This window comes from Phycisphaeraceae bacterium (genome assembly GCA_019636675.1).
Taxonomy (GTDB): Bacteria; Planctomycetota; Phycisphaerae; order Phycisphaerales; family UBA1924; genus JAHBXC01.
In genome coordinates this window covers 688,285-708,167 of the sequence record JAHBXC010000001.1, presented here as the reverse complement: position 1 = coordinate 708,167, position 19,883 = coordinate 688,285, and the positions used below count along the sequence as shown (strand labels likewise).

Genomic DNA, 19,883 nt, shown 5'->3' with positions numbered 1-19,883 from the left:
CGCGAGCGAGTTGCCGTTGGTCAGAAGATCGGTTCATCGCGCAAGGGCAGGATCTCCCAGCCGTTGTGCGTTCCCGGGGGCATCGGGGGCGGGTTGTCGAGGGGCAGGCGGAGCGCGACGCCCTCGTTGTGATCGCTGTTGAGGACTACCGCGTTGTCGGGGACGAAGCGGACGCCGTCCTGCGCGTGCTCGTGGCCCAGCACGAACATGCGCACGCCCCAGCGCTGCGAGAGTTCGCGCAGCTGCTCGGGCGTGTGGCGCCGGCCCCAGATCATGAGGTGCGCGCTGCCCTGGCGGGGTTCGTAGTCGTCCTCGGTCATGTCGCGGTCGAGGATGGTCGGGTCGAAGCGCGACATGAGCGCGGGCTCGGGGAGTGAGTGCGCGAAGAGTACGCAATGGTCGGTGCCGCGACCGGAGAGCAGCGCGAGGGGCATGGACCGGATGAAGGTCTCGATCGCGTCGAGGACGGATCTCGCGTCGTCGGCGAAGACGTACTCGACGCCGTGGATGAAGGCCTCCTTCATGCGCACGCCGTCTTTGACGACGCCGAGGCCGACGATCTGCGAGAGTTCGTGGTTGGCGAGGAGGGTGTGGACCTGCTCGGGGAACATGCTCTTGAGTGCGGCGACGCGCGCGAGGGCGCGGTGCGAGAGGTCGACGCCGGACATGAGCGACCCGCCGTGGATGATCTCGTGGAGCGTGATGTGGCGCGGGTGTTCGTCGGTGTGCCTGTGGAGCTGGGCGAGCTCGACGACGCGCGCGAAGTGGACGGGGTTGTCGTGGAGATCACCGGTGGCGAGGATAGACCCTCGCGGCTCGATGAGGTCGACGGCGCCGCGCCGGCAGGCGGCGTTGCGGTTGGCGTCGGCGGCGTCGCGGAAGATGGCGCAGATGGCGTCGGGCGAGCGCAGGTCGAGATCGGCGATGCGCGGGAGGGGGTCGAGAGTCGCTGGCGGCGCGTCGTCGCTCACTGCGTGGACCCGGCGTCGGCGCCGTTCGCGCCGAAGGTGGTGTGGCCTTCGCGCGCGAGCGCCTGCATCGCGACGCCCGAGCCGGCCTTGAGGCGCTGCTTCTCGGCGCGGAGTTTGGCGAGCATGAAATCGAGCTTGTCGGCGACGACCTCCATGCTCTGAGGGCGATTGGCGGGGTTGACCTCGACGCACTGCATCACGAGGTCGGCGAGCTGCTCGGGGACCTGCGGCGCCACCTCGCGGATCGGCCGGGGCCTCTCGATGAGGTTGTCGTCGAGAGACGAGACGAGCGAATCGGACTTGGGGATCGCGGTGGGGATGTTCTTCCCGGTGAGGACCCAGTAGAGGGTTGCGCCGAGGTTGTAGACGTCAGTGCGTTCGGTGATCTCGCGCCGGTGGACCTGCTCGGGGGCGATGTAGTCGGGGGTGCCCTGGATGCGCTCCTTGACGGCGCCGAGGGGGCAGGCCTGGCCCAGGTCGATGATCTTGATGTCGCCGTTGTCGCAGACGACGACGTTGTTGGGCTTCATGTCGGCGTGGACGTAGCCGGCGCGGTGCATCGCGGCGAGCCCGCGCGCGACCTGCGAGAAGATCGCGAGGGCCTGCTCGATGGACTTGGGCGGGTGCTTGTCGATCGCGACGCCGTCGACGTACTCCATGACCAGGAAGAGCTCTTTGACCTGGAGGAGCGCGCGGCTCTTGATGATGTCGTGCATCTTCCGGATGACCGGGTGCTTGACCTTGACGGAGACCTGATACTCGGACTCGGCCTGATCGAGGAACCGCTGGTCTTTGGGGCCGTGCTTCTGGACCTGCTTGAGGGCGTAGATCTGCTTGCTCTTGGGGTCCTGGACGAGGTACACCACGGACGCGGCGCCGCGCCCGATCTCGGCGATGACGCTGAATCCCGCGAGTTTGGTGCCGGGTTTAGCTGGCTCGAATGAGGTCACAGGGTTGTCCGTTCGGCGGGGAACGATGGTCGGGTCAAATCAAGAGGCGAATAAATACACAAACTTCACGCACAAGAACAGGGACCCGCCAGTTTGGGGCAGTGCGCGGCCAACTGTACGCAAGGGTGCGCCGGACGGAGGCGACCGGGAGAACACAGTAGGGTTTTTTTCGCGGTCCCGCTCAGGGGGAATCACCGGAAGGCGACGAGGCGCTCGCGGAGCGAGGCCTCGGGGAACATGCGCCCGGGGCTGGAGGTGGGCGCGAGGTCGCGATGCAGGACGACCTGGTTTTCGGGGATGCCCAGCTGGCGGCTGAGCGTGGTGACCAGCTCGGTGAGGCGCGCGAGCTGGGCGGGGGTGAACCCGCGCCGGTCGCCGTCGCCCACGAGGCAGATGCCGATCGCGTGCTGGTTGTTCCAGGCGGCCTCGGGCCCGGCGACGTGGGCGCCGGGGAGCTGGTCGAGCCAGCGTGCGCCGACGAAGAGCTCGCCGTCACGCGAGCCCTGCCCGTTCCCGATGACGAAGTGGTACCCGAGCCCCTGCAGGCCGCGAGCGGCATGCTCGGCGGCGATGGTGTCGGCCGAGCCGAACGCGGACCCGGAGTGGTGAATCACCACGCGCAGCCAGCGGTCGCGCTGCAGCGGGGCGGCGGTCTGGAAGATCGCCTCGATCGCCGGTGCGCCGGCGGCGGGGACGGACGCGGCCAGCGCGATCCCCGGGACGCCCGACGAGCGGGGGGTGTCGATCGCGAGGAGCAGCCCTCCGAAGACGGTCATCGCCGCCAGCAGCGACGCCCAGACGACCTGCGTACGAGACAACCCTTTCGCCGCGGCAAGGAGCCCGGAGCGGTTCTCGTCGTGTGGGTTGCTGGTCGCCTGCATGGTGTCGGGCATCGCGTTCTCGCGTCCTGCGTGGATGCTCTCGTGGGCGTGATCGTCCCGAGGAAGATACACGCTCACCCAAGCAGAATCGGCGCTGCGAGTGGGCTTTCTTGCGAATTCTGTCGAAGTTCGCGCGTGAAGCGGCGCAAGAAGGGGCGCGCACGAGGGTTCGGGGAGGCGGCCAGACGCAACCGGGTCTATCGGACCTGTCGACAACCGGTGGATAACCCGTGCGGGACCGTCAGTCGCGCGGCGCCAGGCGCCCTCGCAGGTTCGGGCGGCGACGCCCGTACGCGTCTTCCACGTACTGCTCGGCGAACTGGCCTCGCGTCGCGTCGAAGCGGTCGAACTGCGTCCGGTACTCGCTGGGCGAGAACAGCGCCTTGCCGCAGCCCGACGACGCCCCGGCCGCGAGCAGGGGCAGCGAGAGCCAGCAGAGCAGTCTGACGCGTCGGCGGTTCATCGGGGGGAGTGTACCGAACAGAACGGGAGCGGGTGGTTACCCGTCGTCGCGCGACAGGTCGGCCAGAGCGCGCAGGGCGTCGAACGCCTGCAGGGGGGTGAGCGTGTTGAGGTCGAGGGCCCGGAGACGCTCGATCGCCGGGTGGGGCTCGTACTCGCGGAACAGCGCGAGCTGGGGGCGCGGCTCGGGTCGCGCCGAGGGGGCCGGCGCCGGGGGCGGGGGCGCGGCGGCGGGGCCCTCGTGCGAGACGGCGAGCGATTCGAGCAGTTGGCGAGCGCGGGCGACGACATCGGCCGGCAGCCCGGCGAGGCGCGCGACATGCACGCCGTAGGAACGATCGGTGCGCCCGGGCAGGATGCGATGGAGGAACACGATCTCGTCCTTCCACTCGCGCACCGCGACATGCAGGTTCGTCACGCGCCCGCTGAGCTGCTCCTCGAGTTGCGTGAGTTCGTGGTAGTGCGTCGCGAACAGCGTGCGCGGGCCGCGCGCGGGAAGAGGAAGACCCTCCCCCAACCCCTCCCGCGAGCGGGAGGGGGGAAGTACGAGGCCCTCCCCCTGCCCCCTCCCGCGAGCGGGAGGGGGTGCAAGTTCGCCTCCGGCTCCCCCTCCGGCCCCCTCTCCCCTTTGGGGAGAGGGTTGGGGTGAGGGGTCCGACTTCCGCCGACTCCCCTCACCCGACTTCGCGGCGCTCTTTCCTGCTGCCTGCTCCCCACTCCCTGCTGCCAGTCTTTCCGCGATCGCCCACGCCAGCGAGAGCCCGTCGAGGGTCGATGTGCCGCGCCCGATCTCGTCGAGGATGACGAGGGAGCGCGCCGTGGCGTTGTGCAGGATGTTGGCGGTCTCGGTCATCTCGACCATGAAGGTCGACTGGCCGGCGTGGATCGCGTCGTCGGCGCCGACGCGCGTGAAGACGCGGTCGCACACGCCGATCACGGCGCGCTCCGCCGGGACGAACGAGCCGGCGTGCGCCAGCAGCGCGATCAGCGCGACCTGGCGGATGTAGGTGCTCTTGCCCGCCATGTTCGGGCCCGTGATCAGCGCGAGCGACGCGGGCTGCTCGCCCGTCGCGAGCGCGACATCGTTGGGCACGAAGTCCTGCCCGAGCGTCGATTCGAGCACCGGGTGGCGCCCTTGCGCGATGTCGAGCGTGGGCTCGTCGCGCATCTCGGGGCGCACCCACGAGCGGCGCGCCGCCTTCTCGGCGAAGCAGCCCAGTGCATCGAGTTCGGCGGCCAGGTCGGCGAACCGCGCGATCTCGTGGGCGCGCTGGTTGATCCGCTCGCACAGCCCGTCGAACAAAAGTTGCTCGCGCGCGATGGCGCGGTCGCGCGCCGACAGCACCTTGTCCTCGAACTCCTTCAGTTCGGGCGTGGTGTAGCGCTCCGCGTTCTTGAGCGTCTGCTTGCGCGAGAACTCGTCGGGCGCACGGCGGGCCTGGCCCTTGGGCAACTCGATGTAGTACCCGAAGATCTTGTTGAACGACACGCGCAGCGCGGGCAGGTCGTGGCGCGCGATCAGTTCGCTCTGGTACTTCGCCAGCCAGGTCGTCGCGTCGCGCTCCAGCCCGCGGCACTCGTCCAGTTCCGCGTCCACGCCCCCTTTGAACAGCCCGCCCTCGCGCAGGTGGTGGGGGGGAGACTCGACGCATCGCTCCAGGATCGCCCGCGAGAGCGGCGACAGCGCGTCGCGGCACTCCTCGATCGCGGCCCGGGTGTCCTTGAACGAGGGCGCGTTGTCCAGCGCGTCGCGCAGCGCGTCGATCACGCTCAGCGAACGCCCCAGCGCCACGATGTCGCGCGGCGTCGCGCGCTGCAGCGACACGCGACCCGCGATGCGCGCGATGTCCTGGATCTTCCCCAGCGAGTCCGCCAGTTCGCGCGCCACGCGCCGGTCTTCGACGAGGGCGCCGACCCGCGCGTGGCGCGACTCGATCAAACCCCGCCTCGCCAGCGGGCGGCAGAGCCAGTCGCGCAGCAGGCGCTTGCCCATCGGCGTGCGGCAGGCGCCTCCCTCGAGGAACACGCCCAGCAGCGAGTGCCCGACCTGCCCCGCTCGGATCGTGCGCTCGACCTCGAGCGAGCGCAGCGAGGCGGCGTCGATGCGCAGCGCGTCGCCCGCGTCGTCGCGCCGAGGGGGCTGCAGGTGCGAGAGCGAGCGACCCTTGGCCGCCGTGTCGCCGGGGAGTTGGGTTTCGGCGAGGTAGTGCGCGATCGCGCCGGCGGCGGGGATCGCGCGGTCGTCGTCCGGCAGGCCGAAGCCGGCGAGGGAGCGCACGCGGAAGGCGCGGGTCAGCGCCTCGTGCGCGTCGGAGGCGCGGAACTGCCACGCCGGGCGGGGCGTGCGCGAGACGCCCAGTTGCGCGCAGAGCCGCTCGACACGAGGGGGGGCGGCGCCGTCGGCGGTGTCGGCGTAGAGCAGTTCGGTCACGCTGCGGGCCGCCAGTTCGTCGGCGAGTTCCGCGGCGCGGCAGTCGAAGAGCGTGAACTTCCCGGTCGACAGTTCCACGATCGCGCACGCGATGCGCGCCTCGGGGGACTCGCCGGCTTCGAGGAAGCAGACCGAGGCGAGGTTGCAGTGGGCCGCGTCGTCGAGGAGCGCGTCGTCGACGACGGTGCCCGGGGTGAGGACGCGCGCGACGGCGCGCTCCACGACGCCCTTGGCCTCTTTGGGGTCCTGGATCTGCTCGCAGACGGCGACGCGGTGGCCCTTCTCGAGCATCCGCTTGAGGTAGCCCTCGACGCTGTGGTAGGGCACGCCCGCCATGGGCACGCCGGCGGTGCGCTCGGTCAGCGTGATCCCCAGGGCCTTGTGTGCCGTGATCGCGTCGTCGTCGAACATCTCGTAGAAGTCGCCCATCCGGAAGAAGAGCACGCAGTCGGGGTGCCGCTCCTTGAAGGCGTAGTACTGGCGCATCGCCGGCGTCCCCCGGGGGTCGCGGGGGTCGCGGGGGTCGTTCTTCGGCTTGGGCTTGCTGTCGGGCGTTCCCGACGCCGCGGGGGCCCTTCCGGGGCTTCCGGGGGCTGGCGCGAGGTCGCTGTCGTCGGCGACGAGGGGGAGGGCGGGCGTGATGTCGTGGGTCGAGCCCGGCATTTCGCACAGGGTACGGCGGGCGTGCCCGGGGTGCAGGGGTTAGCCCTCAAAAACAACGACGCCGCGGGTCCGTGGGGAACCGCGGCGTGCTTGGGCAAGTGGAGCGGATGAGGGTCGAACTCACAACCTCCTCGATGCGACCGAGGCGCTCTCCCAATTGAGCTACCGCCCCAAGCGTTCTGGTTGTCGGCCGGGCGCCCTTGGGGGGTCGCTGGCGGCCTTCCCCGTCGGCGGGGACGGACGATATCCCGGCGGGGGGGCGGGGGCAAAGGGGGTAGGAAGAGTGAGGGATCCGAGGGTCCTGAGGGCTCGAATCCCGTGACCTCGCTTTCATGGCGGAAGTCTCACGGATCACATTTCTTCGCATATGAATTGCTTTGAGTGAGCACCGAGACGCCCTTCGACCGTTTATGACAGCTCTACCATACGGAGTGAGCCGCCGACCACTCAGATGTACTATTGCTTCGGCGGATACGGGTCTGCATAGGTTGGCGTGCCGGGGAGCCGGCCCAGGTCCGTGACTCCAGGTTCGGCCAGCCATTGCACGAAGTCACCGGCTGAAAGACGGCCGGTGAGCACTCGCATTAGTCCTTCCATGAACACGCCGTGCGAAACGAGAGTGATGGTGGGAGACGCAGCGGCCTTGTTCTTCGAGTGCTCATCAAAATCCGGTTTACCGAGCGTGACTCGCTTCATGCACTGGGAGAAGTCTGACGCCTTTTGAAGCACGGAGAATGCTTCCTCTTTGGCGATGAGCGGTGGCATCTTGGTGACCGACTTGCACTCGATCAAGAGTTCCGTTTCGCCAAGAACGAGCTGCAGGTCGGGAACATTCTGGCGCATGCCGTCGTCCAGCACATCCACCGCCCATTGGAGCTCTTCTTTCAGGAGTTCATAGACGGCGTTTTCATACTCAGTCCCGAGGGTCTGATAGCACGCAGCCACCTTCGCTTCGATTCCTAGCTCACGACCCAACTGAAGATGCAGTCGCTGGAACGCAGCGGCACCGCCATCGAAGCTGTCGGAGAGCGCGGCAACGAGAGCTTTCGTGCGTTGATCCCCACTCAGCAATTTTATTAATTGGCCCGTATCTGCCGTGAGCACATCCATCACCGTCACCAAGCCGTTGGCAATCAGTGCCATGACGCGCTGCCGCCCGAATCCAGGAACATTGTGACGATTCGCGATTCGCAGCACATCCAAAGCCTCGACGGGAATTCCCCAGCGGATTCGGCGAGACAGCATACTCAGTTGGTTCGTCAGAGACTGCGGGCATCCGAGGTCGGAAGCGCCAGAAATACAACTCAATCCCTCCATGACCCAGCTCAGATCAATCGAGAGCCGATGAAGATTGCCGGACGATACTCCCGTGGCGAATCGAATCTTTCGCTCCGCTTCGCCTTGGATGAACAAGCTCATCGCATGGATGCAGCGAGTCGTTCTCTCGTCCGTTCTGTCCCAAGCGGTTAGGTGCGGAACCCTCTGCATGAACACGGACGATTCAGGCTTCATCTGACCCGATGGGTAGGGCAAGAACCGAGAAGGTCTTTCGCCGATGAATTCGGGACAAGTTGCGGCCCAATGGATCAACGCCATCTCGTGGATCGAAAAAGAGTCTTGCAGTTCATGCGCCTTCTGTGCCAAGAGATCAACGAATTGCTTAGCAGTTTCCGGCAACAGACCGGCCAGTGAAGTGGACTTGCCCAAGGGGGTCGCCAGGAGGGTTGCGTGACTTTCTTCGATGAAACGGTTGTCCAAGAGCCAGTCAATCGCTTGCGATGCCTTGGCGATGATTGCGTCAAGCAGTTTTGGATTATTTTCAAGCGTCTGATGCCAGTAGAATGTGTTCTCAAAGAATGTTTTCAGTTCATCCTTGGAAGTGATCGCTCGCGCTGCCACCAAGGAAAGCACCGTGCGACGCATGCTGAGCGTCACGAGTGTAGAGTCGACACGGTCGTTTTCTGGCGAGACGAGTTGGTTGGCGTGCTGAAGCTCCGCTTTGTTCCTTGGCATGAGCAGGACGCGACCGTCGTCATGGTGGCCGAGGCGTCCCGCTCGCCCGGACATATTGCGATAATCGGATCGCGTGAGCATCTTCCCTTGTCGCTCGCCGTACTCGTAGGTCAACTTTGCGAAGATAACAGTGCGGAAAGGAAAGTTCACGCCAGCCGCGAGTGTCGATGTTGCGAAGCAGACTTGAAAGCTACCTCGCTTAAAACCCGACTCAATTACCAACCTCTCGTCACGTGTCAGGTCAGCGGAATGAAAGGTCACGAGTCGTTCCGCGTGGGAGCGCAGTAGCGATGAGGATTCCGTCGGCTCCGAGAAGAGCTCGAGCTGCTTTGACAATTCCATCCCGTGAGCGGCACGCTGGCACTGCTTGCAGTACACGCTGGCGTAATCAGAGGCCTCGCGCCGCGTCTCGGTGAAAACGAGCACCGGCCCCAGGCCGTCCTTTATCGTCTGTCGAACCACATCGAACAAATCAGTGCTCGCTCGCCCGCCTGTAGTCGATTCTCCGTCCTCTTGTCCGAACCGCACCGTGTAACGCGCCCCGTCGTAATGAATCGTCTGAAGCAAATCCACATCGCGCCTTGCGCTTCGGACCGTAGTACAGTTCATCCATGCTGCAAGATCTTCAGGATTTTCCACCGTTGCGGTAAGGCCCACGAACTGGTGCAGCATTCGCTGGCGGAGAAGCGCGCACAGCGTCTCAACGGCGGCACCTCGTCCGTCTTCGCCAAGAATCTGAAGCTCATCGGCGATGACGACCGAATTGGACAATTTCAGGCGACCGGCGAGAATCAAGCCAAGGGCCTTCTCGTAGGTCGAGATCAGCAAGCGGCAGTTGACATCACCTTCCTCCCTGTCGCCGGTACTGATGCCAACGGTGACGGAGGAACTCCAACGAGCGGTCGAAAACCGATCGGTGAAATCTAAGAACTTCTGATCTGCGAGTGCCTTATGCGATACCAAATACACCGCGTCGCGACCATTGCTGAGTGCATTGGCCAGCGCGAGCTCGCCAATCAGCGTCTTTCCCGAGGATGTTGGAGCACAGACAATGGCACTCGTGCCCAATGGTACATCCGCATCGATGGCCCGCTTCTGAATGTCGGTCAGGGACTCGATTTGCCACTCTTGTAGGCACTCGATCAGCGCCTTATTCAGGTGGGAATGTGCTGTAAAGTCTTCCATTGTCGCTCGTTTGTGTTTTCCGGGTAGCTTGAATTGCATGTTCGGAGCCGCACAGCCTCCCCCTCTCGGTCTGCTCCCGAATCGACCGCAGTGTAGCCGATTTCTGCCGTGCAGACCCGCCAGTGTCGGCCCTTTCCGCCGGCACGACTCCCGCGTTTGTCGGAGGGGTGGAGCCTCTCGACATGTCGTTCTTTTTGGCCGCAGGTTTTTGAAATCATGATGATCGCAGAGGCGCTTACCCTCTTGGCATGTGCGCCGGGCTGGATGCGTTAATGCTGAATTTCGCGTTCACCCCTCCGCCACACTCCGCGCCACCGCCTCCGCCACCTTGATCCCGTCCACGCCCGCCGAGAGGATGCCTCCGGCGTAGCCGGCGCCCTCGCCGGCGGGGAAGAGCCCCCGGGTGTTGAGACTCTGGAAGGTCTCGTCGCGCGTGATGCGGACGGGGGAGGAGGTCCGGGTCTCGACGCCGGTGAGGACGGCGTCGTCCATGTCGTAGCCGCGGATCTGGCGGCCGAACTTGGTGAGGGCTTCGCGGATGGCGACGGTGGCGTACTCGGGGACGCAGGGGGTGAGGTCGGTGGGGCGGACGCCCGGCTTGTACGAGGGGATGACGCTGCCGAGCGTTGTGCTGGGGCGACCCTCGAGGAAGTCGCCCACGCGCTGGGCCGGGGCGGAGTAGTCGCTGCCCCCGGCGACGAACGCGGCGGATTCCCACTTGCGCTGGAACGCGATGCCGGCGAGGGGGCCTCCCGGGTAATCGACCTCGGGCGTGATGCCCACGACGATGCCGGAGTTGGCGTTGCGCTCGGCGCGCGAGTACTGGCTCATGCCGTTGGTCACGACGCGCCCCTCCTCGGAGGTCGCGGCGACGACGGTGCCGCCCGGGCACATGCAAAAACTGTACACATCGCGCCCGTTGCTGGCGTGGTGGACGAGTTTGTAGTCGGCGGCCCCGAGGATGGGGTGCCCGGCGCTGGGGCCGAACCGGGCGGCGTCGATGAGCGACTGGGGGTGTTCGATGCGGAACCCGATGGAGAAGGGCTTGGCCTCGATGTGTACGCCGCGGTCGTGGAGCATCTGGAAGGTGTCGCGCGAACTGTGTCCGACGGCGAGGACGACATGGTCGGAGGCGATGCGCTCGCCGCTGTCGAGGACGACGCCGCGGATCTGGCGCGAGCCGTCCGGATTGGTTTCGATGTCGAGGTCGACGACGCGGCTCTCGAATCGGTACTCGCCCCCGAGCGATTCGATGGTCGCGCGCATGTTCTCGACCATCTTGACGAGGCGGAAGGTGCCGATGTGGGGGTGTGCTTCGGTGAGGATTTCGGGCGGCGCTTCGGCCTTGACGAACTCGGTGAGGACCTTGCGCCCGAGGTGTCGCGGGTCTTTGATCTGGCTGTAGAGTTTGCCGTCGGAGAAGGTGCCGGCGCCGCCCTCGCCGTACTGGACATTGGATTCGGTGTTGAGGAGGGATTTGCGCCAGAATCCCCAGGTGTCTTTGGTGCGTTCGCGGACGACCTTGCCCCGTTCGAGGATGATGGGCTTGAAGCCCATCTGGGCGAGGAGGAGGGCGGCGAACAGGCCGCAGGGACCGGCGCCGATGACGAGGGGGCGCACGGAGGTGTTCGCGGGCGCGCGGGCGACGAACTTGTACTCGATGTCGGGGGTTGGCCTGACGGTGGTGTCGTTGGCGAAGCGGCGGAGGACGCCGGCTTCGTCGTTGACCTCGACATCGAGCGAGTAGATCAGTTTGATCGCGTGCTGCTTGCGCGCGTCGTGCGCGCGCCGGAAGACGGTGCAGGACAGCAGGTCGGCGGGGGGGATGCGCAGGCGCGCGGCGGCGGCCCGGGCGATGGCCTCGGGCGGGTGGTCGAGCGGGAGCCGGATTTCCGTCAGTCGGAGCATGGGGTGCGAGTCTAGAACACCGGCGACCGACTTCGAGGGGCTGTGTGCTCACGGGTCCCGGCGATTGGACACGGCGCCCCGGCACGCGGACACTCCACCTATGCCCGGCCCCGCGCTGGTTTTCGAGAATGTCTCCTTCGCCTATCCCGGGGCGTCCGGGGGTGCGCCGGCGCTGCGCGACATCTCGCTGCGGGTCGAGCCGGGCGAGCGGCTGGGCGTGATCGGGCCGAACGGCGGGGGGAAGTCGACGCTGCTGAAACTCGCGCTGGGGCTGCTGAAGCCCACGGCCGGGCGGGTGGAGACGCTGGGGACAGAGCCGGCCGATGCGCGCCGGCTGGGGCGGGTGGGGGCGCTCCCTCAGAAGGTCTCGGCGGAACTGGATTTCCCGGTGAGCGCGAGGCAGGCGGTTGAGTTGGCCGCGGCCCTGCGCGAGCCGGGGTGGAGGCGGGTCTCGCGGGACTCGAAGCGTCGCGCGGCGGAGGCGCTGTCGATGGTGGGGGGTGAGGCGTTCGCCGACAGGCAGATCGGCACGCTGTCGGGGGGCCAGATCCAGCGGACGCTGATCGCGCGGGCGATCGCGCGGAGCGCGGAGTTGCTGCTGCTCGACGAGCCGACGGTGGGCGTGGACGCCGAGGGCCAGGCGCGGTTCGCCGAACTGCTCGACACGCTTCGGAAGCGTGCGCCGAGCATCGCGGTGGTGATCGTGAGTCACGACATCCGCGCGATCGCGGCTGGGTGTGACCGGGTGGCGTGTCTGGCGAGGACGCTGCACTTCCACGATGCGCCGGGCGGGCTGACGCCGCAGGTTCTGGCGGAGGTGTTCACGCACGGTGTGGAGGGTGTGTTCGGTGATGTCCACCTGCACGCGCACGCGGCGAGCGAGTGCCCGATGCCGGACGATGCGCCGAAGTCGCACGACTGTGGGTGTTCGCACGGGCGCGGCGAGTCGCGTGGGGGGGGCGTCTGATGCGCACGATCGAGATGCTCACGGGCGAAAGCGCCGGGCTCTTCGCGCCGGGCGTGGTGGCGGGCCTGGCGATCGCGGGGCTGTGCGCGGCGCTGTCGGTGTTCGTGGTGATCAAGCGGATGGCGTTCATCGGTCAGGGCGTGAGCCACGCGGCGTTCGGGGGCGTCGGGCTCGCGGCGTTCCTGGGATTGGGCGCGGCGGCGACCTTCGGCGCGACGGCGGCGTTCTGCGTCGCGTCGGCGATCGGCGTGGCGTACTTGTCGAGGAACCGCGAGACGCGCGCCGACACGATCATCGGGATCTTTCTGGTCGCGTCGATGGCGCTGGGGGCGATGCTGCTCGCGCTGCGCGCGCGGAACCCCGGGGCGGGGGCGCCGCCGAGCTGGGAGGGGCTGCTGTTCGGCTCGATCATCACGGTGTCGCGCGCCGACGCGGCGATCGCGTGCGCCGTGGCGGCGGCGTCATTGGGCGTGGTGTGGTGCACGAGGAGGCGCCTGCTGTTCTGGGCGTTCGACGAGACGGGCGCCCAGAGCGCGGGCGTGCGCACGGGCGCGGTGCGTGTGCTGATGCTCACGCTGCTGGCGGTCGCGATCGTGACGGCGATGAAACTGGCGGGGGTGATTCTGGCGACGGCGCTGCTGGTGCTGCCGGGCGCGATCGCGCTGCGGTTGAGCCGCAGACTCGGCGCCGTGTTTGTGGTGTCTGGCGTGGCGGCGGTGCTGGGCGTGGCGCTGGGCTTGGTGCTGAGTTTCGAGCTGGACCTTCCCCCGGGCGCGAGCATCGTGGGCGTGCTGACGCTGCTGTACGCGGCGTCGTGGGCCGCGGGCGTTCGGGGCGTGTCGGCGTCGCCGGGGCGTGTGTGAGGGTGGGGGATTCGGCGCGGATTTTTCGCGCAGATTCTGTGCAACCTGCCTTGCACTTTGGCCGAAAAATGTCATGCTGACATCGCGGTGCGCGCTCGCGAAACGGCCGGTCGGAGAACCCGTCCGAACCAGCGCGAAACGCCCCGCGACGACCGCGATTCACTCGCGGGCGATGTGCCCAGGGCGACGGTCCTGGGAGAAGGAGTCCGGCGGCGAGGGAGTACACCCTCGCGACGGCCGGCGTGGCTCTTTCTGAAGGAGGTGATCCAGTGAAGTATGACTGTACCAAGGGGCTGCGCAACTGACGCACCCGACGGGGCTCGCGCATGCGCAGCCCGGCAGACCCCTATGTTTCGATAGGCACTGCAGGCCCCGGTGAGCACCGCTCGCCGGGGCTGTTTTTTTGGGGAAGGCATTGGGCACGGGGCACGAGGCGGAGAGGGAGCGGGGAATAGGGAGGAGGGAGCAGGAAGAAGGGGAAGAGTTAGCGCAGCGCGGTGAGGCGCTTCACGGCTTCGGTGATGGTTTCGTCGCGTTTGCAGAACGCGAAGCGGGCGAGGGTGCGGCCTTCGGCCTTGTGCTCGTAGAAGAAACTCGGTGGGATGGCCGCGACGCCGACGCGCTCGACCAGCGCTTTGCAGAACGCGACATCGTCCGCGCCCTGCGCGAGGCCCAGGCGCGAGAGATCGAGCGTCGAGAAGTCGGCCATCACGAAGTACCCGCCCTGCGGCACGCTGACTCGGAAGCCGATCGTGTGCAGCGCGTCGCAGAGCGCGTCGCGCTTGGCACGGAAGGTTGCGCTGAGTTCGTCGTAGAACGACGGCGGCGATCCGAGCGCGACGGCGGCGGCGCGCTGGAGGGGCGTGGCGACGGCGAAGGTAAGGAACTGGTGCGCGGCGCGCACGGCGCGGGTGAGGGGCTCGGGCCCGACCGACCAGCCGGTCTTCCAGCCGGTGAGCGAGAAGGTTTTGCCGAGCGATGAGATCGTGAGCGTGCGCTCGGCCATGCCGGGCAGCGTCGCGAGGCGCAGGTGCTCGCCCTCGAAGACGAGGCGCTCGTAGACCTCGTCGGTGATCGCGATGGCGTCGTGCTCGACGCAGAGGCGCGCGATCTGCTCGAGCTCGGCGCGCGAGAAGACGCGCCCCGTGGGGTTGTGCGGCGTGTTGACGAGGACGAGCTTCGTGCGATCGGTGAACGCGGCGCGGAGCGCTGCTTCGTCGAAGCGGAAGTCGGGGGCGCGCAGCGTGACGAATCGGGGCGTGCCACCGGCCATCGCGACGCACGCGCGGTAGGAGTCGTAGTAGGGCTCGAAGAGGATCGCCTCGTCGCCGGGGTTCACGAGCCCGAGCATCGCGGCGGCGATGGCTTCCGTCGCGCCGGCGGTGACGGTGACATCCGTGCGCGGGTCGCACGCGAGGCCGGTCTCGCGCGTCCAGAGCGACGCGATCGCGCCGGTGAGTTCGGGCACGCCGGCGAGGGGGGCGTACTGGTTGGGCTTGGTGCGCAGCGCGTCGACGGCGGCGTCCTTGACGAACGAGGGGCCCTCGAAGTCGGGGAAGCCCTGGCCGAGGTTGACGGCCTGATGCTTCTGCGCGAGCGCTGTCATCTCGGTGAAGATGGTGGTGCCGAAGGGGACGAGGCGTTTCGCGGTCGACATCGCGGGAGCATACCCGTTCCTTCACCGTGCGCAGAGTTCGTTCAGGTGTTTCCCCCAGACTTGAGTTCTCGATCGGGCCGGGAAAACTGACGGCGTTGACACCTTCCTGAACGCGTCGGACGCGAGGGCCCGCGACGACGACTCCCCCGCCCCCGGGTTGTTCCCCTGGATGTGGCCCACCGACAACGAACGCCGCCGCGCGGGGAACCGCGTGGACGGAGAAGAGGAGACTCGAATGGGTATCCGCGCGATCATTCTGCTCGCGTCGGCGGCGATCGTCTCGCCCGTCGCGAGCGCAGGCATCAGCGAGCCGGGCGCAGGCGGCTCGGCGTGGGATCTGGTCATCCGCTGGGGTGACAGGTCGTGGAGCGCCCAGTCGCAGCCGCAGTCGTGGAGCATGACCCGCAGCCCGGGCGATGTGTTCCGGATCAGCGGGTCGTGGGCGAGCGCCGACTGGGAGTGCTCGTGGGAGCTCGAGCTCGATCCCGACCCGTTCGTGTTCAGCGACATCAACCTTCGCAATCTCACGGGTGTGACGCAGGCATTTTCCATCGAGGTGCTGTTGGCGGCGGCGCCGGTCGGCGCGCCGAGCGCGATGACCGGGTCGTTGTCGGGCAGCGTGGGCGACTTCACCGGCAACGGCGCTGAGCTGCGCGACTCCGCGGGCGCCTCGCTGTATGAGGCGCTCGTCGACGGCGGAACGGTCCGCACGCTCTACGACGGCCCGCAGGCGTTTATCGCGGGCGCCGGGCTGACAGCGGGCCTGCCGACGCAGAGTTTCATCGGCGAAACCGGCCCGGCGGTGCTGAGCGAGATCGGCATCCGCAACGCCTTCACGCTCACGCCTGGCGACAACGCCCAGTTGACGAGCACCTTCCTCATCATCCCCACGCCCGGCTCGGGCGCGCTGATGCTGGCGGCGTGCGTGATCTCGTCGCGGCGCAAGCGATCCTGACGACTCACCGGCTTGTCCGGCCGAACTGCCACGCTCCGTGAGCTTTCATCACGGAGTCCTTCCTGATCCCCGGCGGCCATGGCCCCGGGGGACGCGGCGGGCCTTTCCCGAGTAGGCGGGAAGCAACGCCAGAAGCGGAGAGAGGATCCCCGCCCGCCGCCGACCCCGATTGCCGCCGATGCTTCCCTGTGCGCCGCGTGCCGCTCCCCTTCCCTCAGGGCGCGGCACGCGGCTGTTTTTGGAGTGCGCGGGCGTGTGCGGCTAAGATCATGGCGTCAGGGCGGCGGTCTTCGAGCGGTTCACACGCACAGAGGAGACTGTCATGATCGAGGTGCTGACATCCCCGGGCCATGTCGCGGCGTTCCGAGTCACGGGCACGCTGACGGCGGACGAGTATCAACAGATCATCGACCGCGTGGAGGGCGCGCTGCGAGGCCACCCGCGGATCGGGATGTATGTGGACATGATCGGGTTCTCCGACATGACCGCCGACGCGATCGCCAAGCGGGTGCGGTACGGGCTGAGCAAGCTGGGCGAGTGGAACCGCTTCGCGCGGGCGGCGGTCGTGACGGACAAGGAGTGGATGCGAACGCTGGTCGAGTTCGCCGACAAGGTCATCCCCAACATCGAGATCCGGGCCTTCGAGGACGGGCGCCGGGACGAGGCGATGGCGTGGGCCTCGGACGCGGGCTGATGGTTCGGATGGGAGGGAGCGGCCGGAACCGGACACCCGGGCGGGCCGGTCCTACCATCCGCCCCCGCCTCGATTCCGCGCGTTTGGCGGGGGATTCGCACGCTTCGCCCCCGGTTTGACCCCGAGAGAGGACCCGCTCCCCATGGCCCAGTCCGCGATCCGTCGTCCCAAGATCAGCATCATCGGCGCCGGCAACGTCGGCGCGACCTGCGCCCACTGGGCGGCGGCCAAGGAGCTGGGCGACATCGTCCTGCTGGACATCCCCGACAAGGAGGGCGTGGCCAAGGGCAAGGCGCTGGACCTGGCGTGCTGCGGGCCGATCGAGCGGTTCGACTCGAAGATCACCGGCACGAGCGACTACAAGGACATCGCGAACTCGGACATCGTGGTGATCACCGCCGGCCTGCCGCGCAAGCCGGGGATGAGCCGCGACGACCTGATCAACACCAATGTCAAGATCGTCAAGAGCGTGAGCGAGAACATCCGGGAGTTCGCGCCCGACTCAATCGTGATCGTGGTGGCGAACCCGCTCGACGCGATGGTGTACACGGCGTGGAAGGTGACGGGCTTCCCGACGCACCGCATCATGGGCCAGGCCGGCGCGCTCGACGTGGCGCGCTACCGCGCGTTCCTCGCGATGGAGCTGGGCTGCTCGATCGAGGACATCAGCGCCCTGCTCCTGGGCGGGCACGGCGACGACATGGTGCCCCTGCCCCGCTTCACGAGCGTGCACGGCATCCCCATCCAGATGCTGCTGTCGGAGGAGAAGATCAACGCGTGCGTGGAGCGCGCCAAGGTCGGCGGCGGCGAGGTCGTGAAGCTGATGGGCACCAGCGCGTACTACGCGCCGGCCAGCGGCACGATCCAGATGGTCGAGGCGATCCTGAAGGACAAGAAGCGCATCCTGCCGGTCGCGGCGTACTGCGAGCGCGAGTACCGCGTGGGCGACAAGGGCAAGGGCTACTTCGTGGGCGTCCCGGCGATTCTCGGCGCGAAGGGCGTCGAGAAGGTGCTGGACCTGCCCCTGGACGCCGGCGAGAGCAAGCTGATGGACGAGTCGGTCAGCCACGTGAAGGACCTGGTGAAGGTCGTGCGTGACCTGTTCCCGGAACTGGCGTAAGCCGGGCCGACACGCTGAGTACACGCGAAAAGACGCGGGCCGAGCGTGGTGCTCGGCCCGCTTTCTTTTGCGATGCGAGAATGTGGCGAAGCGCGCTCAGCGGTAGGCGCGTCTGCGAACGCCCATCGCGCCGAAGAGCCCAGCGCCCGCGAGCAGCGAGGCAAGGGGCGCCGGGATGACGGGATCCGCGGTGGCGATGCGCACATTGTCGAGGAGCAGGCCGATGTTGTCGCCGCCGAGGTGGTCGAAGACGATGTTGACCGTGGTGGCGGCGTTGATGGTGAAGAGGTAGGAGTAGCTGGTGAAGGGGACGGCGGAGGCGAGCATGATGGTGTCGCTGAGGACGCCGAGCTCGATGCCCAGGTTGACGGTGTTGAAGGGCGCGTCGCCGCGCTGCGAGCCGGCGAGATCGAAGGAGAACTCGTAGGTTCCGGCGGCGAGGTTGATGCCGACCGACTCCATGCGCCCGGCGGAGCCGGTGGAGCCGTCGAGGTCGACATAGAGCCCGTTGCCCGGGAAGAAGTCGAAGAACCCGTTGCCGATGAGGTCGACGGACTGGCGGGTGACCGTCCAGTTCGCGAAGCCGTTGTAGTTGAGGACGCCGACGCCCCCGTTCTCCGCATTGAAGTTGTCGAAGAACACGGTGGCGCCCTGGGCGCTTCCGGCGAGGGCGACGACACAGACTGGCGCGATAGCGAGGATCGGTCGACGCATGGGTTGCTCTCTCTCTTTGCTCTCTGAGGCGCGATTCGGGGTTGAGTGCGCCGAAGTGCTGGCAGTTCGACGCGACTGTACTTTGGGCGGACCTCGGTTCAAGACCAAAGTCGCGGTTTTCACCCAGTTCTGGGGCTAGTACCGATGTTCCAGGGAAAACGACAGCCGCCGCGTGCGAGACGCGGCGGCTGGGGACTGTCGTAGCTTTGAAGACCCTCCCCCGGCCCCTCCCGCGAGCGGGAGGGGGGAAGGATCAGACCCTCCCGAGCGGGAGGGTGGGAGCGATCACCACGCGAAGTGGGCGAAGGCCTTGTTGGCGTCGGCCATGCGGTGGGTCTGCTCGCGGGTGGTCATGGCCTTGCCCTCGCGCTTGGCGGCGGCGTAGAGCTCGTCGGCCATGCGCTGGGCCATGGGGCGACCGCCTTCGGAGCGGGCGGCGTCGCGGAGCCAGCGCATCGCGAGGGAGAGCTGGCGCCGGTTGTTGACGGGCATGGGGACCTGGTAGTTGGCGCCGCCGACGCGCTTGGAGCGGACTTCGACGGCGGGCTTGACGTTCTCGATCGCCATGCGGAAGACATCGAGGGCCGACTCGGGCTTATTCGGGTCGGTTTCCTTCTCGAGCTTGGTCTGGATGATGTCGAGCGCGTCGTACATGACGCGGAGGGAAGCGGTCTTCTTCCCGTCGTACATCAGGACATTGACGAACTTGGAGAGGAGTCGGTCGTTGTAGCGGGGGTCCGGGCGGAGCTGGTCGTCGGACTTGGTGATGCGGCCTGCCATGGGTGTCTCCTGATGGCTCATCTGCGCGCGTTGCGAAGAACGCGAGCGCTGTTCACCGCGCGGCCCGAGTGGAGATCATGCCGCGCGATTACTTGCCTTGTGGCGTGGCGCGAACGCCGCGCACGCCGGTGGATCGTTTGCTTACTTCTTGCCCTTCGCGGGTGCGCCCTTGCCGGCCTTCTTGCGCTTGGCGCCGTACTTGGAGCGGGCCTGCATGCGTCCGTCGACGCCGAGGCAGTCGAGCGCGCCGCGGACGACGTGGTAGCGGACGCCCGGGAGGTCGCGGACGCGGCCGCCGCGCACGAGCACGATGGAGTGCTCCTGCAGGTTGTGTCCCTCGCCGCCGATGTAGGCGGTGATTTCCTTGCCGTTGGTGAGGCGGACACGCGCGATCTTGCGGAGCGCGGAGTTGGGCTTCTTGGGCGTCATGGTGCGCACGATGGTGCACACGCCGCGCTTCTGGGGCGACTGCTCAAGGTCACGGACCTTGGACTTCGCGTGCTGCGGGCGCCGGGGATTGCGGATGAGTTGGTTGATCGTTGGCATTGGGTCTGCTGTGTTCCGCGTGACAAGGGAAAGCCCCCGACGCCGGGTCTCCGGGCGGGAAGTCGGGAAGTGTAGCGGTGGACCCCGCCCCGACAAGCGTGGGATCGTGGCAGTTTGGGGGCC

16 protein-coding genes and 1 tRNA gene are annotated in these 19,883 nt (G+C 67.4%); 5 read left to right on the top strand and 12 right to left on the bottom strand.

Features of this window, described 5'->3' with window-relative positions:
* Positions 1-20: 20 nt before the first annotated feature.
* The 8 genes from KF684_02995 to KF684_02960 form a co-directional block, all read right to left on the bottom strand.
* On the bottom strand, positions 21-971 hold the full coding sequence (locus KF684_02995; protein MBX3351876.1) for a metallophosphoesterase: 951 nt from the start codon (positions 969-971) through the stop codon (positions 21-23).
* Complete coding sequence (locus KF684_02990; protein MBX3351875.1) at positions 968-1,921, bottom strand: serine/threonine protein kinase; 954 nt, start codon at positions 1,919-1,921, stop codon at positions 968-970. The genes KF684_02995 and KF684_02990 overlap by 4 nt, the downstream gene beginning before the upstream one ends.
* Before the next feature lie 191 nt (positions 1,922-2,112).
* Positions 2,113-2,880, bottom strand: coding sequence for an N-acetylmuramoyl-L-alanine amidase (locus tag KF684_02985; protein ID MBX3351874.1), 768 nt, complete (start codon positions 2,878-2,880; stop codon positions 2,113-2,115).
* A 163-nt stretch (positions 2,881-3,043) separates the two neighbouring features.
* Entirely contained in the window at positions 3,044-3,265 is a 222-nt protein-coding gene (locus tag KF684_02980) for a hypothetical protein (protein MBX3351873.1), read from the bottom strand.
* A 36-nt stretch (positions 3,266-3,301) separates the two neighbouring features.
* Entirely contained in the window at positions 3,302-6,358 is a 3,057-nt protein-coding gene (gene mutS, locus KF684_02975; GenBank protein ID MBX3351872.1) for a DNA mismatch repair protein MutS, read from the bottom strand.
* A gap of 99 nt (positions 6,359-6,457) precedes the next feature.
* Positions 6,458-6,530, bottom strand: a tRNA-Ala gene (locus KF684_02970).
* A 284-nt stretch (positions 6,531-6,814) separates the two neighbouring features.
* Positions 6,815-9,556, bottom strand: a complete 2,742-nt coding sequence (locus KF684_02965; GenBank protein ID MBX3351871.1) for a DEAD/DEAH box helicase — start codon at positions 9,554-9,556, stop codon at positions 6,815-6,817.
* 288 nt (positions 9,557-9,844) lie between these two features.
* A complete protein-coding gene (locus tag KF684_02960; GenBank protein MBX3351870.1) occupies positions 9,845-11,464 on the bottom strand; it encodes an NAD(P)/FAD-dependent oxidoreductase in 1,620 nt (539 codons plus the stop codon).
* A 100-nt stretch (positions 11,465-11,564) separates the two neighbouring features.
* On the opposite strand from KF684_02960, the gene KF684_02955 reads away from it, so the two are divergent.
* Positions 11,565-12,431 (top strand): metal ABC transporter ATP-binding protein, encoded by an 867-nt coding sequence (locus KF684_02955; GenBank protein MBX3351869.1) that lies wholly within the window; start codon positions 11,565-11,567, stop codon positions 12,429-12,431.
* Entirely contained in the window at positions 12,431-13,294 is an 864-nt protein-coding gene (locus KF684_02950; protein MBX3351868.1) for a metal ABC transporter permease, read from the top strand. The genes KF684_02955 and KF684_02950 overlap by 1 nt, the downstream gene beginning before the upstream one ends.
* Before the next feature lie 484 nt (positions 13,295-13,778).
* Here the strand turns inward: KF684_02950 and KF684_02945 are convergent, their stop codons facing one another.
* Positions 13,779-14,951 (bottom strand): aminotransferase class I/II-fold pyridoxal phosphate-dependent enzyme, encoded by a 1,173-nt coding sequence (locus tag KF684_02945; GenBank protein MBX3351867.1) that lies wholly within the window; start codon positions 14,949-14,951, stop codon positions 13,779-13,781.
* Positions 14,952-15,186: 235 nt separating this feature from the next.
* On the opposite strand from KF684_02945, the gene KF684_02940 reads away from it, so the two are divergent.
* The 3 genes from KF684_02940 (at position 15,187) to mdh (ending at position 17,720) form a co-directional block, all read left to right on the top strand.
* Positions 15,187-15,906, top strand: a complete 720-nt coding sequence (locus tag KF684_02940; protein MBX3351866.1) for a hypothetical protein — start codon at positions 15,187-15,189, stop codon at positions 15,904-15,906.
* Between the two features lie 322 nt (positions 15,907-16,228).
* Entirely contained in the window at positions 16,229-16,600 is a 372-nt protein-coding gene (locus KF684_02935; GenBank protein ID MBX3351865.1) for an STAS/SEC14 domain-containing protein, read from the top strand.
* A 142-nt stretch (positions 16,601-16,742) separates the two neighbouring features.
* Positions 16,743-17,720: a malate dehydrogenase gene (gene mdh, locus KF684_02930; protein ID MBX3351864.1), complete on the top strand. Its 978-nt coding sequence runs from the start codon at positions 16,743-16,745 to the stop codon at positions 17,718-17,720.
* Between the two features lie 96 nt (positions 17,721-17,816).
* Here mdh and KF684_02925 read toward each other — a convergent pair whose 3' ends face one another.
* The 3 genes from KF684_02925 to rpsL all read right to left on the bottom strand — a co-directional run bounded on the left by KF684_02925 (position 17,817) and on the right by rpsL (position 19,760).
* Entirely contained in the window at positions 17,817-18,434 is a 618-nt protein-coding gene (locus tag KF684_02925; GenBank protein MBX3351863.1) for a hypothetical protein, read from the bottom strand.
* A gap of 285 nt (positions 18,435-18,719) precedes the next feature.
* Positions 18,720-19,214: a 30S ribosomal protein S7 gene (gene rpsG / locus KF684_02920; GenBank protein MBX3351862.1), complete on the bottom strand. Its 495-nt coding sequence runs from the start codon at positions 19,212-19,214 to the stop codon at positions 18,720-18,722.
* Between the two features lie 141 nt (positions 19,215-19,355).
* Entirely contained in the window at positions 19,356-19,760 is a 405-nt protein-coding gene (gene rpsL, locus KF684_02915; protein ID MBX3351861.1) for a 30S ribosomal protein S12, read from the bottom strand.
* Positions 19,761-19,883: the final 123 nt, after the last annotated feature.

Bases quoted from the DNA above. Each gene is read 5' to 3' on its own strand.
- rpsG (MBX3351862.1), bottom strand. From the start codon at position 19,214: ATGGCAGGCCGCATCACCAAGTCCGACGACCAGCTCCGCCCGGACCCC.
- KF684_02960 (MBX3351870.1), bottom strand. From the start codon at position 11,464: ATGCTCCGACTGACGGAAATCCGGCTCCCGCTCGACCACCCGCCCGAG.
- mdh (MBX3351864.1), top strand. From the start codon at position 16,743: ATGGCCCAGTCCGCGATCCGTCGTCCCAAGATCAGCATCATCGGCGCC.
- KF684_02940 (MBX3351866.1), top strand. From the start codon at position 15,187: ATGGGTATCCGCGCGATCATTCTGCTCGCGTCGGCGGCGATCGTCTCG.
- KF684_02925 (MBX3351863.1), bottom strand. From the start codon at position 18,434: ATGCGTCGACCGATCCTCGCTATCGCGCCAGTCTGTGTCGTCGCCCTC.
- mutS (MBX3351872.1), bottom strand. From the start codon at position 6,358: ATGCCGGGCTCGACCCACGACATCACGCCCGCCCTCCCCCTCGTCGCC.
- KF684_02935 (MBX3351865.1), top strand. From the start codon at position 16,229: ATGATCGAGGTGCTGACATCCCCGGGCCATGTCGCGGCGTTCCGAGTC.
- rpsL (MBX3351861.1), bottom strand. From the start codon at position 19,760: ATGCCAACGATCAACCAACTCATCCGCAATCCCCGGCGCCCGCAGCAC.
- KF684_02950 (MBX3351868.1), top strand. From the start codon at position 12,431: ATGCGCACGATCGAGATGCTCACGGGCGAAAGCGCCGGGCTCTTCGCG.
- KF684_02980 (MBX3351873.1), bottom strand. From the start codon at position 3,265: ATGAACCGCCGACGCGTCAGACTGCTCTGCTGGCTCTCGCTGCCCCTG.
- KF684_02955 (MBX3351869.1), top strand. From the start codon at position 11,565: ATGCCCGGCCCCGCGCTGGTTTTCGAGAATGTCTCCTTCGCCTATCCC.
- KF684_02945 (MBX3351867.1), bottom strand. From the start codon at position 14,951: ATGTCGACCGCGAAACGCCTCGTCCCCTTCGGCACCACCATCTTCACC.
- KF684_02965 (MBX3351871.1), bottom strand. From the start codon at position 9,556: ATGGAAGACTTTACAGCACATTCCCACCTGAATAAGGCGCTGATCGAG.